This window comes from Streptomyces thermoalcalitolerans (assembly GCF_039525155.1).
GTDB lineage: Bacteria > Actinomycetota > Actinomycetes > Streptomycetales > Streptomycetaceae > Streptomyces > Streptomyces thermovulgaris.
The window spans coordinates 65,999-81,061 of record NZ_BAAAHG010000015.1 but is presented as its reverse complement, the minus strand read 5'-3'; the positions used below and the strand labels follow the sequence as shown (position 1 = coordinate 81,061).

The following is a 15,063-nucleotide window of genomic DNA, read 5'->3' as shown; positions in this document are numbered from 1 at the left end:
CGGGAAAACGGGCCCGCCTCCCGTCCGGGAGGCGGGCCCGTTTCCGTCTGCGGGTCGTTCACGGCGTGCGTACGTGGTGCCGCGCGATCGCGGCGCTCGACTTCAGGCCCAGCAGCTGCAGGCTGCGTGCGTACTCCTCGCGCAGGATCGTCACGGCGCGTTCCACGCCCCGCTCGCCGCCGGCCATCAGGCCGTAGAGGTAGGCGCGGCCGATCATGACCGCGTCCGCTCCGAGTGCCACCGCGATGAGGATGTCCTGGCCGTGCCTAACGCCGCTGTCGAGGATCACCGTGGCGTCGGGGCCGAGTTCGTCGCGGATCTCGGGCAGCATCGCAAGGGTGGCCGGCGTGCGGTCGAGCTGCCGTCCGCCGTGGTTGGACACGATCACGCCGTCCGCGCCCGCCTTGACGACGCGGCGGGCGTCACGCGGGCTGAGGATTCCCTTGACCAGCAGCCGGTGCGGCCAGTTGGCGCGCAGCCGCGCCAGATGCTCGTAGTTCAGCGTCGGTTCGAACACGACGTCGGCGACCCGCACGGCGTCGATCGCGCCGTTGGTCATGCTGCTCAGCGACGCGAACGTGATCGGGGCCGTGGTCAGCTTGTTCAGCACCCAGGACGGGTAGCGGGCCATGCCGAGCAGCGTCCGGAGGGTGAGCGACGGCGGGATCGTGAGGCCGTTGCGGATGTCCTTGAGGTGCCGGGCCGCCACGGGGGTGTCGACGGTGAGGACCACGGTGGTGAACCCGGCCGCCTGCGCGCGGTCGAGCAGTTCCGCGTTGAGCCGCTCGTCGCGGGTCAGATAGAGCTGGAACCAGTGCTCGCCGCCGGGAGCCGCCGCGGCGACCTCCTCGACGGTCGACGTGCCCACCGTGGAAAGGGTGTAGGGCAGGCCGTGGCGGGCCGCCACGCGTGCGACCGCCGCCTCGCCCTCGTGGTGCATCATCCGCGTGTAGCCGGTCGGCGCGAAGATCAGCGGCATCGAGATCTCCCGGCCGAACAGGCGGGTGGACAAATCCGGGTGGTCGACCGGCGACAGGTACTCCGGCACGAGTGCGACCGCCTCGAACGCCTCTCTGTTCCGCCGTGCGGTCACCTCCGCGTCGGCCGCGCCGTCGACGTAGTCGAACACCGCACGCGGAGTCGTGCGCATCGCCACCTCGCGCAGTTCGTCGATGCTCAGTGCGGCTTCGAGTCGCCGCTCGACCGGGTTGAGGGTCGGCCGGCGCATCTGCAGGAGTTCCCGGAGCTCTGCCCACCGGGGACACCGGCGTGCGACGCGAGGCCGCTTGGGGGCTGCGGGTGCCGCTGGGGACTGGGTGACGGTCACTGTCGTGCCTCTCGATGTGCGGGTACCGGTGGCCGTTCAACGAACGACGAGACGGATGAGATGGACGAGATATTGGACGGCGTCCGAGAAATCGGAGTCTCATCCCGAATTCGCGCCTCGTCAAGCCTTGACGTGCGGCTGCGGCGCGGGCAGCATCTGTACCCCATTTAAGACATCGTCTTAAATTTCAGACACTGGAGGGTGCTGTGCAACTCGGGCTGGCAGGGAAAACCGCTCTCGTCTGCGCGTCCACGTCCGGACTGGGCAGGGCGACCGCCCGGGCCCTGGCGGAAGAAGGCGTCACCGTCGTGGTCACGGGCCGGTCGGGCGACCGGGCCAAGGAAGTGGCCGACACACTGCCGGGCGCGGTCGGCGTGGGCTGCGACCTGGTGGCGGACGGCGGCGCGGAGCAGCTTCTTGCGGCTGCCCGCGAGGCGGTCGGCGACCTCGACATCCTCGTCCTGAACGGACCGGGCCCCGCGCCGGGGCCGGCCCGAGCCACCGACACGGCCGGGATCGAGCAGGCCATCGCCACCCTGGTCACACCCCAGCAGATCCTGGTGCGGGGCGTTCTTCCGGCGATGCTCGAGAAGGGATGGGGCCGCATCCTGAGCATCAGCTCGACGAGCGTGCAGGCGCCCCTGCCCGACCTTTCCCTGTCCAACCTCGGCCGGGCGGCACTCGCCGGATACCTGAAGACCCTCGCCACCGAGGTCGCCGCACAGGGCGTGACGGTCAACTCCCTGCTTCCCGGGCGCATCGCCACCCCCCGGGCCCGGCAGATCGACGAGGCCACCGCCCGGCGCACCGGCCGGTCACTGAGCGAGGTCGAGGCCGCCTCCAAGGCCGCGATCCCGGCCGGACGCTACGGCGACCCCGACGAGTTCGGCGCCGTCGCCGCCTTCCTGTGCAGCACCCAAGCCGCCTACATCACCGGCACCGCCATCCGGTGCGACGGCGGACTCGTCCCGACCCTCTGACCCCGTCAGACGGTTCACCCGACTCCCGACGCGATGAGAGCGATGAACCCGCCATGAGCAGCATCCACACCACCACCGACGAAGCAAGCAGACAGCGCCACGAGGCGCTCTTTGCCGACACCCGCAGAACGGCGCTGGCCGGAATGATCGGCACCACGATCGAGTGGTACGACTTCTACATCTACGGCCTCGCCGCGGCACTGGTCTTCGGCACCCAGTTCTTTCCCGAGTTCTCCCCCGCGGCCGGCGCTCTGGCCGCGTTCGCGACGTTCGCGGTCGGCTTCGTCGCCCGCCCGCTCGGCGGAGTCGTCTTCGGCCACTTCGGGGACCGCGTGGGACGCAAGAACGCGCTCATGGTCACGCTGTTCCTGATGGGCGGGGCGACCGTCGTCGTCGGCCTGCTGCCGGGCTACCAGGTCATCGGGATCTGGGCGCCGGTCCTGCTCGTCACCCTGCGCTTCCTCCAGGGCTTCGCCGTCGGCGGCGAGTGGGGCGGTGCGGTGACCATGGTCGTGGAGTCGGCGCCGCGCGACCGGCGGGGCCTTTACGGGAGCCTGCCGCAGATGGGCGTGCCCCTGGGGCTGGTGCTGTCGTCGACCGCGTTCGCGGTGGTCTCCGAACTGCCCGACGACGACCTCCTCGCCTGGGGCTGGCGCATCCCCTTCCTGCTCAGCGTCGCGCTGATCGCCGTCGGACTGTTCCTCCGGTCGCGCATCAGCGACACCCGGACCGCCATCCGGGTGAAGGAGTCGGGGCAGGTGCGCAAGGTGCCGGCCGTGGACGCGTTCCGCCACCACTGGAAGGCGATCGCTCTCACCGTCGGCCTGTACGTCTCGGCCGGCGTCCCCTTCTACATCGTCTCGGTCTTCGTGCTGTCCTACGGCTCCTCCCAGCTCGGCCTGCCCCGGAGCGTGCTCCTGACGGGGCTGCTCATCGCGGCCGTGGTCGAGGGGGTGACGGTGCCCTGCTTCGGCGCGCTGTCGGACAAGCTGGGCCGGCGCCCCGTGTTCCTGGCCGCCGCCGGATTCGCGGCCCTGCTCGCCTTCCCGTTCTTCTGGCTGCTGGCGACCGGGCGGACGGGGCTTATCTGGCTGGCCGTTCTGCTCGCGCTCGCCGTGGCGCACGCGGGGATGTACGGACCCACCGCGGCGCTGTACGCCGAACTGTTCTCCGCGAACGTCCGGTACACCGGCACGTCGATCGGCTACCAGCTCGGCGGTGTCGTCGCGGGGTTCGTGCCGCTCGTGGCGGGTGCGTTCGTCAACGCCGCCGACGGCGCCTCCTGGCCGATCGCCTCCATCTGGGCGGGAGCGGCGCTGGCCGGGCTGGTCTGTGCGCTGATCGTCCGGGAGACCCGGGGGCGCGACCTGGACTCCGGCCACGACGCGCGCGGCTGAACACGATGCGCCCGTCCACCCTCCGCGCACATGCGGCACCCGAAAAGGTGCACGGCATGACGATCCATGAAGTTCTTCCCGCGACGTCCCTACTGTGCATTCATCGATGGCCGGCCGGGCTTCGGTCCGCGGCCGCCCTGGACCGGAGGTGAGGCTCCATGACCGCGAACAAGGTCCACGTACTGAGCTGTGGAGCGATGAGCTGCGACCTGACGTGGCTGCTGCTCAAGCCCGGCCGTACGCTGCGCGCGCACACCGAGCGCGAGCGCCCCGTCGAGTGGTACTCCTGCACGACCCACTGCGTGCTCGTGGAGACCCCCGAGGGGAATCTGCTGTGGGACACCAGCTGTCCCCGCGACTGGCAGACCCGCTGGGCCCCCACCGGACTGCAGGAGTTCTTCCCCTACGACCAGGTCAGCGAGGAGGAGTATCTCGACGCACGGCTCGGCCGGCTCGGTGTGGAGCCGCAGGACATCGACTACCTGGTCCTGTCCCATCTGCACTTCGACCACGCCGGCAACATCGGCATGTTCGCCGGCACCGGTGCGAAGCTGGTGTGCCACGACAAGGAGAAGAAGTTTGCCTTCGGCTTCGAAGGCCCCTTCACCGGTGCGCACCTCAAGGCGGACTACGCCGCGTACGACTTCGAGACGGTCAGCGGCGACACGGAGATCCTGCCCGGCGTCACCCTCATCGAGGCTCCCGGGCACACCCCCGGCACCATGGCGATGAAGGTCGACCTGCCGGAGACCGGGACGATGCTCTTCACGTCGGACGCCGTCTACATGGGCGACTCCTACGGCCCGCCCGCCGTCCCCGCCGCCGTCGTCCACGACCTGTCCGCCTGGTACGGCTCGGTGGAGAAGATCCGCGGCATCGCCGAGCAGTCGAACGCCACCGTCGTCTTCGGCCACGACGCCGAGCAGTTGCGCTCGATGCGGCTCGCCCCCGAGGGCTTCTACACCTGATCTCCCGGCCGGCCAGGGCGCTCCCCGGCACCGTCCCTCCGCGGTGTCCGCCTTGGCCGGCCCGGGACCCGGCAGCACCGATGTGCCCATCCCCCCACGCCAACGCTCCCGATCACCGATGGAAGGCACCCATGAAACAGCAGCGGCTGATGCCCACCGCCCCGCGCGGCCACCGAGGGCGACATCGCCGGCGTCTCCGGCCGCCCACCGCCGCCGGGGCGAGGTGAGACCCGATGGCCATCTACGAACTCGCCTGCACGGGCGGACACCGCTTCGAAGTGATCCAGTCGTTCACCGCCCCGCTGCCGGGCTGCCCGGAGTGCGGCGGCGAGACCCGCAAGATCCCCAGCAGCTTCGCGATCGGCGGCACCGCCACCGTGCCACCGCCGCCGGAGAGGATGCCGCAGACCTGGAAGGGGACCTACTGCGGCGACCGCGACTACATCACCACTCTGCGGCGTACGGCCGAGGCCCGGCAGAAGCTGGAGGACAGACATCCGGAACTCGCCGGCGACCGGCGGCCGGTCGTCGCACACGAGGGCAGGTACGAGGCGGCCCCGCTGCGCGTCGGCGACCCGCTGCCCGCCCCCGCCGGAACCCCCGGGCACAGCCACTGAGACGTCGTTTCTCATGGCGTGACCGGTCGTTGACCCCATGCATGACGGATCTCGTCGGGCGGCTGGTGCCGGACGAATAGTGGGTACTGTTCGGACGGGTGGTACCGCTTCCCGGACAGCAAGGTCGTGAACCAGCCCGGGAGGCTCCCACACCGCACGGACATCTGCGCGGTCGGTCAACGACACGAGTGTCAGCCATGAGAAACGATGCCCAAAGCCTGCTGGGACCTGGGTCAGGGTCTCGTTCTTGCACAGGTGCACCAGGGCCAGCCGAGAGCAGCCAGGCTTGCGCCGGCGGGAGTGTTGCTCACACCTTCGGGTATGGATGAGCCGGGAAACGTACTCCACAGCCTCGTGAGGAATATCGAGCACGGCTCGATACGAGACCAACAGGGCTCCTGTGCCGAAACGTCGGTGAGTGAGATCACCAGCCGTGACGACCAGGAGCCCTGCCGCGTTACGACCCCGGCCGCCAGCCGTCATCACCCATGAACCATGGGATGGGAAGCGTTCAGTACACGAGTTTGCCGAGGTTCCGGCGCGTCAGTCCGAAGATGCACACCAGCATCATGACAAGTGTTCCGACAGCGAATGACTCCTGCAGCCATCCGCCTTCGATCAGTATTCCGCACAGGATTTGACCGATGGGTTGCACGCTCAGCCCGGCGGCGACGAGGAGGGCCATGACCCTGCCGAGTATGTTGGAGTCAACATTTCGTTGGATGATTGACATGTACTGGACCGAGGCGATGGCATTGAGGATGCCGGCCATGGCCAGGCAGACGGTTGCGACAGGAAGATTGCTCAGTGGAAGCACACCCAGGAAGGGCGCGGCCAAAAGCTGGAGGAGATAGACTATTCGTATGGGATGGAGCGGAATCTTGGGCAGTTTGCCCGCCAGTAGTGCTCCCATGAGGCTTCCCGCGCCGAATCCGGCGATCATCAGACCGAGGCTGGATGCACCCGTCAACTGACGTGAGATCGCGGGCAGGCCTACGGAGAGTTGTCCGGCTGTCACCAGGTCGAGCGTGGCGTCGACGAGCAGAAGCGTGCGCAGCCAGCCGGTTTGCCAAACGAAGGCGAGGCCTTCACGCACGAGGCCAATCATGCTGTCGGTGGTGGCCGTGGTGTTGGTCAAGGAGGATCGGCGTTTTATCAGTGCGGCACAGAGGGCACCGATCGCGAAGCTGACGGCGTTGAAACCGACTGCGGGGATCGGCCCGATGAAAGCGACGGTCATGCCACCGGTGAGTGCTCCGACCAGCATGCTCGTGCTGTTCGAGACCTCCATCAGACTGTTCCCGCGAGGGCGGTCTTCTTCTGAGAGGAGGACCCCAGGAGCGCTCCTGAGGGCGGGCAGGAAAATGCCTCCTGCTATGCCCGATACGGAAACCAGGCCGATGATGGCAACGGTGTTGAATTCCAGAAGGAGAGCAACTGCTAGGAAGCCTGCCAGGGTGCAGCGAATGACATCACAGTGAAGAATGATGCTCAGTGCGCCGAGCCGGTCCACCAGCGGGCCTGAAAAGAGAGTACCGATCAGCTGGCTGATCGTACCGGCGGCCAGTACTGCCGCGAGCGCGCCTGCCCCTCTTCCGGTTTCCAGGATCCAAATGGAGACGGCGATCGACTGAAACGGGCTTCCGATGCTGGAGATGAGCTGCCCCAGCCATACGATCCTGAACTTTCGGAAAGAGCGGACTTCGGGAGGCGATGTTGTTTTTGATGTTTCTGTCACAGTCGTCGACCCTCGCAGCAAAAGCCGAGGGTTTCAGGTCCTCGTGAGTGTTGTTGTGGCGGGATTTTGATGGATTGAGCACAGCGGGGTCTTGACTTGACCACGAGTCACGCCCTTCGGAGTGAGGTGTACGGAGCCTTCCCTGCCCGTCGCCTTCTGATGGCCTTGGTGAGGGCGGGGAGTTCTGACGTGTGGGCACGGCCGATGCAGCGACGCCATCCAGTATGAGCTTGGGGCCACGATCGGCTATGCCAGATTCGGCCACGTACGGGGCTCGTCCGCGTCGTGCTCGGGATGCTCGAAGTGGGCTTCAGGGGCCTCTACTTGTCCGGCGCAGAGCAGGTCGAGAAGAGGCCACTTGGGATTCGGGCTCAGGAATCGGCCGCAGCAGGCAATGAGGCCCATCGTCGTCCGGCCGAAGTTGCAGCAGCCCGTTTCTCCGCACACCGTGGCTGGGCCTGTGGTCTTCGTGACGACTTGACGGCAGTCAGGGGTTGTCCTGTAATCCTTGGCGGGTGTGCGGCGTCGGCCACGGCACCTCGCTGAGTTGTCGAAACATTCGCGTGCACTCAGCATGCGAATTCCCCTCTACTTTGCGATGCACCGCGCCCGACGTCGCGTACTGAACCACCGCTGATTACGGGACAGCCCTCAGAGCTCGGTGGGGACGAGTTCCATGATGGTCCAGTCGGCGGCCGCGCGAAGAGACTCGACCGACAAGCCCACGTCTGTGGCCAGTGCGCGCACCTGTTCCATCGTCCGCTCCTTGCCTCCGTAGTACACCAGCATGCGGAGGTCGTCTTCGGAGTTGCAGCGAACACCTTCCTCGGTGGCGAATTCGTCGATGATGATGATTTTGCCCTGCGGTTCGGCGGCTTTGCGGCAATGACCCAGAATGGTCCTGACGTCGGCGTCGTTCCAGTCGCTCTGGATACGCGACAAGATGTACCCGCCGGCTCCCGGGGGCAAGGGCTTGAGGAAGCTTCCGCTGATCGCGGTCGCTCGCTCGCTCAGGCCCGCGTCCTTGAAGGTCCGGAGGGCGGGTTCGGCGTGCCGATCCAACACGGTGCCCCGCAGCCCTGGATGAGCGTGGAGCAACCCGGCGAGGAGGGTGCCGTTTCCTCCGCCCACATCGACGACGGTCCCGAGGCTGCCCCAGTCGTACGCTTTGGCGATCTCATGAATTCGGCGTTCCATGCCCCTGGCCATGACGAGGTCGAAGGCCGTGCCCGAGGACGTATCCCGAGTGAGGTCATCCCAGAAGCTCGTGCCGTACTGGGCCGAGTAGGCGACCTTGCCGGTACGCGCGACGTCCAGCAGACGTGTGAAGGTCAGTTCGGCTCGTCCGGCCACGGTGTTCAGGTCGAGCCACGGCGGGTTGGCCGCCTTCCCGCTCTCGACGAGCATGTCCTCTCCGATACGGGTGAGGCCGAACTCTCCTCTTTCGTTCCGCGTCAGGACACCGACGGTCACCAGGTGGAGGAGGATGCGTTCCAGGACATCGGCGTCGGTGCCCGTGTCCGCCGCCAGAACCTCTGCGGTCAGCCGCCCTACGTCGATCTTCTGCGCAATTCTCAGTGTGATGGCGACTCTGATGGCCATGGGGGTGACCAGATCCGAGAGTTCCCTCAGAGTCCTTCCGGATTCCAAGTTCTTCGCAGCTGTTTCGGCCGTGGCCTCGAAGGTTGCCATGATCGGTCTCCTGTGAATTCAGCGGCGGGAGGGGGTGACTGGAGTCGGTGGAGGATGCGAACGGTTCTTGCTGGGCTGAGTCGGCTGGGTCGGCCTCTGGAAGCGAGACGCGCTCCGATGGCAGAGCCTCTGCCGAAACCAGTGAAGAGCATGTCGGGGGCCATATCTCCGCCCAAATCCTGGGTGATGGTCGGCATGCCGGCGGATAGTTGGCTGGCGATGACGAAGTCCATGGCAGCGCCGATACCGATCAGGATCAGTAGCCGTCATGCGATGAGCGTCTGCTTGATGTCGGTGGGGAGGAGGTCAGCATCGGCTCCTGGACTGGTTGCGCGGGCTGCGTGCGGACCGCGTGCCGGCGCACCGTGTCGGTAAATGTTGCTGCTTCATGCCTGTCAGCTCTTCATCAGGTCGTTTTCCATCAATGTTTTCCTGACATGCCCGAAGATACGGTAGAGGGCGTCGCAGTGAACTGACTTGCGTGTAAAGCCATCTTCCTTCGAGTATCGAGAGGTGATACGGCCACCTCCGCAGATGTCAACGAATTCGCAGCTCTTGCATTCGTCGGGGATGAACTTCTGCTGGTTGATGCAGAGCTGAAAGAATTCATGGTTGTAGAGCTTGTCGATGCTGTCCTGGTAGATACTGACGCCGAGTTCGCTCATACCGTCTGCGCAGGCACGGAAGTTGTCCGTGGGCTGCAAGGATCCGTCCGTTTCAAGTACGGCGACTCGGACCGGAGCGAAGCCGAACTGATCGCTGAAGGACGGCAGACCGGCCACGGCTCGGGTGATATCGGCAAACAGGCCGATGTCCACACGCTCGTTGTCTTCGGCCACCCAGGCGTCGAAGAACTCCACGAGTACGTCTCCGTACGTGCGGCCGTCGGTGCGTGCGGCCGGCGGCAGGACGTAGTTGTTCTCGGGGAGCAGAATGTTGATCAGCTCGACACCCAGTGAACGCAGGTGCCGGTAGGTGTCTCCTCCGTGCTCGTCCGGGTTGAGGACGGTGATGGTTCCGACGTTCAGCCCTTTGTCCGCCCATTTCAAGGCAGTGCGCAGACCCCGCACGGCGCGGTCGTAGCTGCCATGGCCGGCGAGGTCGACGCGGGCCGAGTCGTGAAGTTCGCGGCTGCCATCAATACTGATGCCCAGGTGAACGTTGTATCGGGCCAGCAGTTCGGCCCACTCGTCGTTGAGGGTGACTCCGTTCGTGGTGCACTTGCGAATCGTGCGGATCCCCGCTGCATCGATCTTGTCGAACTGCTCCATCATCCAGAGGTAATCGTCCTTTTTCTGCAGCAGCGGCTCACCGCCGTGCAGCGTCAGGTGGATGGTGCCGATTTCGTGAGTCCGGCAGTGATCAATGACCTTGGGCACGAACGCATCGATGGCGCGGCGCGGGAGGTACCGCGGGCGCTTCTCGAAAGAGCTGTCCTGGCCGTGGTAGAAGTAGCAATAGGTGCAGTCCAGATTGCACCACTCAACTGTCTTGATGATGAACGTGTCGATTCCCGTGCGTGACGCCACCGTAATCTCCTGAATTGAGGCAGAAGGGGGCCGGCCGGCCCGCACTGGAGAACGGTGCAGATTTTCCAGCGTGGACCGGTCGGCCTTTAGGTCACTTCACCTTGCTCGAAAACGACCAGGCGGTGATGACCTCGGTGGTGTCCTTCAGGGCAGCACGCAGAACCGACATGATGCCTCCTCGGCTGATAGTAGGTAGGTGGCAGGTGAACCGACCAATCGGTCAGCCCTATTGGGAATCATGCATCATGAGTGGGATTCCTGAGCGGCTTAACGCTTCAGTGGCTTGGATCAATCGGAACGTGACTGAATCTCCTGCCCTCCTTCGGTGCGTTCATTGCCGGACTCGCAGTGGGTCCGCATGACAGCTGACCGCTGAATGAGTTCCCGATTTTCCGGTATTGGTCGGTATGAGGGGTTGGAATTAAGCCGACATCGATATGAAATAGCCACTTGAGGATGCGCGAGGTGTGCTAGTTGCTGGCTCTGTGCCGTGAAGTCGAGGCCATCGAGGTCTTCGACCTGGTCATGGGCGACATCTTCCGCGGTTCCACCGTCCGGATGGCCAGGCAGAGGATGCGCACCCTCAAGGACCCGGACGCCGCGATCGGACTGCGCAAAGCTTGGTCGGCCATCTGCGCCACCGCGGATTTTGGGGCGATGTGCGTGCCATGCTCGACGCCATGGGCGTTGGCCCGGTCCATGCGGCGGCCGGCCTCGTCAAGCTTCTCGTCCAGCAGCTCGACCACGGCGCCGAGCAGGTCTTCGTCGCCCGCTGCGACACCATTACCCGCTTCCTGTCTGCCCTTCTTAAGACATTTGCGTTCAAGGCGACTCCGGCCCACGGCCGATGCTGCACGTGATCGACTTCGGGAAGCTCCTCGAGGGCTGGCGTCGCCCCATCCAGGCATGGGGGTTCCTCGCCGCGGTCCTCCTTTCTCCGTCCGGCGGCGCCTGGTCTTCTCGCCCTGCCGATGCCTGTGGGCAACGTGGAGAAGCGTGTGCTGATCGTCGCGCCTGCTGGAACCCTGCGCGCGACGCTGCACCGGCACGAGGTGTTTGTGCCAGGTCTGCGCATGTGGGGCGCCTCAACGTCCGCCTGCTTGGCGATGCTGCCTGGGGGCGGCCCGCACCAGGGTGTACGACGAGCAGGTCAACCGGAGCAGGATGCTCAAGCAGCAGGTGTTCGGACTCACCGACTTCGCCCCTCTGTAAAAGTGCGTCCTGCTCTCACCGTGATCGCAATGTCAGTGGCCGGTGTGAGGATCCTGGTGCAGTTGCACGAGGAGGGGATTCGCATGGGTACCTGGGCACCGGCCCTTTCGGCAACGACACGGCCGCGGACTTCGCCCATGCCCTCGACGACGCCGAACCCGAGGAACGTGAGGCACTGATCCGTGGCGTTCTCACGCGCACTGTCGACGCCACCGGCTGGCTTGTCGAAGGAGAAGAAGCGGTGGCCGCAGCCGCGCTGACAGCGGCGCAATGCCCCGGTGGCGATCCGGTTGACACGCCTTGCGGCCCCGAAGAACCCATGCCCGTCTTCTCCGACGATCTCCGGGAGCTCGCGGACCAGGCCCTCGCCAAGGTCATGAGCGACGAGGCCGGTCCGGCCTCGAACTGGGTCGATCCGGAAGCCTGGAAGCAGTGGCAGGCCAACCTCAACCGCCTTCGCGCAGTCCTGGCTCCGCCGGAACTGTCCATCCCGCTGTTCGATGCCGAGCCATGACAGGGCATTCCTGTCACCGGGTCTGAGCCGGATGACGCCGTTCTGCTCCTCGCACCGGGTGTCGGAAGGCGGACGGGCCGGTGCGGGCAGCAACTGTCGCTGCCCGCACCGGCCCTGTGGTGCTGGAGTGCGCCGGATCAGTAGGCGGAGTTGACGTTGTCGATGGAGCCGTAGCGGTGGGCGGCGTAGTTGCAGGCGGCGGTGATGTTGGCGACCGGGTCGGTGATGTTGTGGGGGGTGCCGGGGACGTGGTAGGCCCTGAAAGTGGGGTCGATGACCTGGAGGAGCCCCTTGGAGGGGGTGCCCTTCTTGGCATTGACGTCCCAGTTGTTCTGGGCGTTGGGGTTGCCGCCGGACTCGCGCATGATGTTGCGCTTGATGCCCTCGTAGCTGCCGGGGATGCCCTTGGCCCTCATGATCTTCAGGGACTGCTTGATCCAGCCGTCGAGGTTGTTGGCGTAAACGGCCTTGCCCTGCGCGCTGCGGTTGTTCTGGGCGGAGGCGGTGACCGCGGAGGAGGACCGCACCTGGGTTGCCTCGGCGGCCTGTGCGGGTGAGGGCATCAGGGTGAGGGCAGCGGCTGCGGCGCCGGTGGTGGCGAGGCCGGTGACGGCGAGGGTGCGCAGACGGGCGAAGCGGCTGGTGCGGGTGATCGCGGTCATGCGGAAGAAACTCTCCGGTGGGGGACAGGTCGTCGGGTGCCGGCCGCGGTCGGTGGCGGTGGCGTACGGGGCGGGCCCCGTGCTGCGTGGCCTTGGCGGACGGGGCCGACGGGATCCGCCGGTCCGCCGCGTGGCCGGAGCAACGACAGCATGGTTAGCGGCGGGCGGGACGGGGCGCAAAGATGTGACGTACTACCCGACTACGGAGAAATGTCTGAAATATATTGCTATGGGGATTTTCTTTGCTGTTCGGGGTGGTCTGGCCTCTACGGCGCTCGTTAGGAAGTGATCTGGCTCCTATGGCGGGTGTCACACCGGCAGGTCCCTGTCGGGGCGTCGACCGGGGCCCACGCGATCGCCATCGGCCGGGTTCGGGACGGTCCGGACGAGGGTCCAGGCGAGGGGTATACGGGCGGAGGGCTATCCCCGGGGAAAAGAGCGGAACGCAAGCGCCCCGCATCGGGGCGACCGGTGCGGGGCGCGCTGTCGTAGGAGATCTCAGGCCCGGGCGGCGTACGAGACGAAGCGGTGCCATGCGGCGGGGGAGAGGGTGAGCCGCGGGCCGTGCCTGTCCTTGGAGTCCCGGACATGGACCGTGGCGGGAGTGAGGGCGATTTCGACGCAGGCGTCGCCGTCGGAGCCGCTGTGACTGCTCTTGAACCACGTCAGGTCGGACGTGCTGCTCATGGCGCTCCTTGTGGCAGGAGAGGTCTCAGGCCCGGGCGGCGTACGAGACGAAGCGGTGCCATGCGGCGAGGGAGAGGGTGAGCCGCGGGCCGTGCCTGTCCTTGGAGTCCCGGACATGGACCGCCTCGGCGACTGTTGGTTCCCGCCGGGCTATGGCCACCTCGACGCAGTCGCCGTCTCCGCCGCTGCTGTAACTGCTCTTGAACCAAGCCAGGTCATCGATGCTCATGGCACTCCTCGCAGCCGTCGCAACAGGCTCACGGAGTCTTCGAGGGTGAGAGCCTGTGAGCGCATCCTGGCATACCGCATTTGCAGGACGCTGACCTCCTTGGCATTGGACACGAACAGACCGCCACGCTGGCCTTCGTTGTACGCGAACCACCGGTTTTCCGGGGTCTCGAGCAGCTGCATCGGACCGTCGAGTCCGGCGTGGTTCTCCTGCACTTGAGGCATCACCTGTACCTCGACGTTCCGCAGTTCCGCCAACTCCAGTACGTGGTCGATCAGCTCCTGTGTCACGTCCACCCCGCCCGTGCGCCGCAGGAACAGGTGCTCCTCCAGGATGAAGCCGAACGTCGTGTTCGGCCGTTCCCACAGGAGTTTTTGCCGCTTCGCTCGTGCCGCCCACTGGGCCTCGATCTGTTCATCGCTCAGCGGCGGCAGTTGGTTCACGAACAGCGTGCGCGCATACGCCTCCGTCTGCAACAGGCCCGGCACGACCCGGCACTCGTAGGTGCACAGGTTGATCGCCGTCGTCTCCAGCCGCGCCCACTGCCGGAACCACGCCGCCAACCCCGGCTGCCTGGTCAGATGTTCCGCTGCCTTCCGCAGCGCGCCCGTGTTGCCCAGGGCCTGTTCCGCCCGTTCCACGAAGGCCGCGTCCGGCATACGCCGGCCCAGCTCCACGGAGGCCACCGTGTGAGGGGAGAAGCGGACCAGCTCGCCCAGTTCCGCCCGGGTCAGTCCGGCGTGCTCGCGTAACGCCTGGACGACCGCGCCGAACGTCCGCAGGCTGTCCGAGTACCCGGGCTCACCACCCGTCCCCGTCCCCACCGTGTCGTCCGCCGCCATTGGCAACCTCCCGCACCCCTGTCCCACCACACACATTGAGCACGCCCATGCTTACGGACCGTCATGTGTACCGTCCAGTCCGCAACCGCGTACGCTGTCGCGGCGTACACGGCTTCTGCCTGGTCAAAGCCCCTGTCGCGGCGCCAGATTGGGCCCATGACCGCACCATCCGCGCCTCAACGGCCGGTTACCGTACGTATGTTCACCCAGCGTTTTAGCTCCACCCCGCTCGGCGCCCGCCTCGCCCGGCACCTCGCCCTCGCCCAACTGCACACCTGGGGCATCCCGTACGGCACCCCGCTCTCCGAGGCCGCCGCCACGATCGTCGGCGAGCTGGCGGCCAACGCCGTGACCCATGGCCGCGTACCGGGCCGGGACTTCGAGCTGCGCCTGACGCACACCCCGGACGTCCTGCTGCGCATCGAGGTGTCCGACACCCGCGGCGAACGCCGGCCGCCGGGACCCGCCGATCTGGTGCTGTCACCGTCCCCCCTCGACGAGGCGGGCCGGGGGCTGTTCCTCGTCGACGCGCTCGCCGACCGGTGGGAGGTGCTGGCCCGTACGTCCCCGGGTGCGACGCTGCCCGGGAAGACGGTCCGGGCCGAGCTGGACCTGCCGTCCGCGTGACGCGCACCGCGCCGAGCCCTGGGGCGGTGGGGTGCCCGACCG

At 66.6% G+C, this 15,063-nt stretch carries 15 protein-coding genes; 7 read left to right on the top strand and 8 right to left on the bottom strand.

Annotated features, from left to right (window positions below; all coding sequences use genetic code 11):
* Positions 1 to 58: 58 nt before the first annotated feature.
* A complete protein-coding gene (locus ABD224_RS11970) occupies positions 59 to 1,228 on the bottom strand; it encodes an alpha-hydroxy acid oxidase (protein ID WP_344049439.1) in 1,170 nt (389 codons plus the stop codon).
* 305 nt (positions 1,229 to 1,533) lie between these two features.
* Between ABD224_RS11970 and ABD224_RS11965 the strand changes: the two genes are divergently transcribed.
* The 4 genes from ABD224_RS11965 (at position 1,534) to ABD224_RS11950 (ending at position 5,289) form a co-directional block, all read left to right on the top strand.
* The gene (locus ABD224_RS11965) at positions 1,534 to 2,307 is read left to right on the top strand and encodes an SDR family oxidoreductase (RefSeq protein WP_344049438.1); all 774 of its coding nucleotides are present in this window, start codon (positions 1,534 to 1,536) and stop codon (positions 2,305 to 2,307) included.
* Positions 2,308 to 2,360: 53 nt separating this feature from the next.
* Positions 2,361 to 3,704, top strand: coding sequence for an MFS transporter (locus ABD224_RS11960; RefSeq protein WP_344049437.1), 1,344 nt, complete (start codon positions 2,361 to 2,363; stop codon positions 3,702 to 3,704).
* 158 nt (positions 3,705 to 3,862) lie between these two features.
* Positions 3,863 to 4,672: an N-acyl homoserine lactonase family protein gene (locus ABD224_RS11955; RefSeq protein ID WP_344049436.1), complete on the top strand. Its 810-nt coding sequence runs from the start codon at positions 3,863 to 3,865 to the stop codon at positions 4,670 to 4,672.
* A 233-nt stretch (positions 4,673 to 4,905) separates the two neighbouring features.
* On the top strand, positions 4,906 to 5,289 hold the full coding sequence (locus tag ABD224_RS11950) for an FmdB family zinc ribbon protein (protein WP_344049434.1): 384 nt from the start codon (positions 4,906 to 4,908) through the stop codon (positions 5,287 to 5,289).
* A 511-nt stretch (positions 5,290 to 5,800) separates the two neighbouring features.
* Here the strand turns inward: ABD224_RS11950 and ABD224_RS11945 are convergent.
* The 3 genes from ABD224_RS11945 to ABD224_RS11935 form a co-directional block, all read right to left on the bottom strand.
* Positions 5,801 to 7,027: an MFS transporter gene (locus ABD224_RS11945; RefSeq protein ID WP_344049433.1), complete on the bottom strand. Its 1,227-nt coding sequence runs from the start codon at positions 7,025 to 7,027 to the stop codon at positions 5,801 to 5,803.
* Positions 7,028 to 7,678: 651 nt separating this feature from the next.
* Complete coding sequence (locus ABD224_RS11940; protein WP_344049432.1) at positions 7,679 to 8,719, bottom strand: methyltransferase; 1,041 nt, start codon at positions 8,717 to 8,719, stop codon at positions 7,679 to 7,681.
* Between the two features lie 395 nt (positions 8,720 to 9,114).
* Positions 9,115 to 10,248, bottom strand: coding sequence for a radical SAM protein (locus tag ABD224_RS11935; protein WP_344049431.1), 1,134 nt, complete (start codon positions 10,246 to 10,248; stop codon positions 9,115 to 9,117).
* A 668-nt stretch (positions 10,249 to 10,916) separates the two neighbouring features.
* Between ABD224_RS11935 and ABD224_RS11930 the strand changes: the two genes are divergently transcribed.
* Positions 10,917 to 11,108, top strand: coding sequence for a hypothetical protein (locus ABD224_RS11930; RefSeq protein WP_344049430.1), 192 nt, complete (start codon positions 10,917 to 10,919; stop codon positions 11,106 to 11,108).
* A complete protein-coding gene (locus tag ABD224_RS11925; protein WP_344049429.1) occupies positions 11,096 to 11,974 on the top strand; it encodes a DUF4259 domain-containing protein in 879 nt (292 codons plus the stop codon). The genes ABD224_RS11930 and ABD224_RS11925 overlap by 13 nt, the downstream gene beginning before the upstream one ends.
* Before the next feature lie 137 nt (positions 11,975 to 12,111).
* Here the strand turns inward: ABD224_RS11925 and ABD224_RS11920 are convergent, their stop codons facing one another.
* The 4 genes from ABD224_RS11920 to ABD224_RS11905 form a co-directional block, all read right to left on the bottom strand.
* On the bottom strand, positions 12,112 to 12,636 hold the full coding sequence (locus ABD224_RS11920) for a transglycosylase SLT domain-containing protein (RefSeq protein WP_344049427.1): 525 nt from the start codon (positions 12,634 to 12,636) through the stop codon (positions 12,112 to 12,114).
* A gap of 498 nt (positions 12,637 to 13,134) precedes the next feature.
* A complete protein-coding gene (locus tag ABD224_RS11915; RefSeq protein WP_344049425.1) occupies positions 13,135 to 13,323 on the bottom strand; it encodes a DUF397 domain-containing protein in 189 nt (62 codons plus the stop codon).
* Between the two features lie 25 nt (positions 13,324 to 13,348).
* Positions 13,349 to 13,552 (bottom strand): DUF397 domain-containing protein, encoded by a 204-nt coding sequence (locus ABD224_RS11910; protein WP_344049424.1) that lies wholly within the window; start codon positions 13,550 to 13,552, stop codon positions 13,349 to 13,351.
* Complete coding sequence (locus ABD224_RS11905; RefSeq protein WP_344049423.1) at positions 13,549 to 14,394, bottom strand: helix-turn-helix domain-containing protein; 846 nt, start codon at positions 14,392 to 14,394, stop codon at positions 13,549 to 13,551. The genes ABD224_RS11910 and ABD224_RS11905 overlap by 4 nt, the downstream gene beginning before the upstream one ends.
* 156 nt (positions 14,395 to 14,550) lie before the next feature.
* Here ABD224_RS11905 and ABD224_RS11900 point away from each other — a divergent pair, with 156 nt between their 5' ends.
* Complete coding sequence (locus ABD224_RS11900; RefSeq protein ID WP_344049422.1) at positions 14,551 to 15,021, top strand: ATP-binding protein; 471 nt, start codon at positions 14,551 to 14,553, stop codon at positions 15,019 to 15,021.
* The last annotated feature ends 42 nt before the right edge of the window (positions 15,022 to 15,063 follow it).

Excerpts from the sequence above, each read along its gene's own strand:
- ABD224_RS11970 (WP_344049439.1), bottom strand. The coding sequence starts at position 1,228 with ATGCGCCGGCCGACCCTCAACCCGGTCGAGCGGCGACTCGAAGCCGCA.
- ABD224_RS11960 (WP_344049437.1), top strand. The coding sequence starts at position 2,361 with ATGAGCAGCATCCACACCACCACCGACGAAGCAAGCAGACAGCGCCAC.
- ABD224_RS11955 (WP_344049436.1), top strand. The coding sequence starts at position 3,863 with ATGACCGCGAACAAGGTCCACGTACTGAGCTGTGGAGCGATGAGCTGC.
- ABD224_RS11950 (WP_344049434.1), top strand. The coding sequence starts at position 4,906 with ATGGCCATCTACGAACTCGCCTGCACGGGCGGACACCGCTTCGAAGTG.
- ABD224_RS11940 (WP_344049432.1), bottom strand. The coding sequence starts at position 8,719 with ATGGCAACCTTCGAGGCCACGGCCGAAACAGCTGCGAAGAACTTGGAA.
- ABD224_RS11930 (WP_344049430.1), top strand. The coding sequence starts at position 10,917 with ATGCTCGACGCCATGGGCGTTGGCCCGGTCCATGCGGCGGCCGGCCTC.
- ABD224_RS11925 (WP_344049429.1), top strand. The coding sequence starts at position 11,096 with ATGCTGCACGTGATCGACTTCGGGAAGCTCCTCGAGGGCTGGCGTCGC.
- ABD224_RS11920 (WP_344049427.1), bottom strand. The coding sequence starts at position 12,636 with ATGACCGCGATCACCCGCACCAGCCGCTTCGCCCGTCTGCGCACCCTC.
- ABD224_RS11915 (WP_344049425.1), bottom strand. The coding sequence starts at position 13,323 with ATGAGCAGCACGTCCGACCTGACGTGGTTCAAGAGCAGTCACAGCGGC.
- ABD224_RS11910 (WP_344049424.1), bottom strand. The coding sequence starts at position 13,552 with ATGAGCATCGATGACCTGGCTTGGTTCAAGAGCAGTTACAGCAGCGGC.
- ABD224_RS11905 (WP_344049423.1), bottom strand. The coding sequence starts at position 14,394 with ATGGCGGCGGACGACACGGTGGGGACGGGGACGGGTGGTGAGCCCGGG.
- ABD224_RS11900 (WP_344049422.1), top strand. The coding sequence starts at position 14,551 with ATGACCGCACCATCCGCGCCTCAACGGCCGGTTACCGTACGTATGTTC.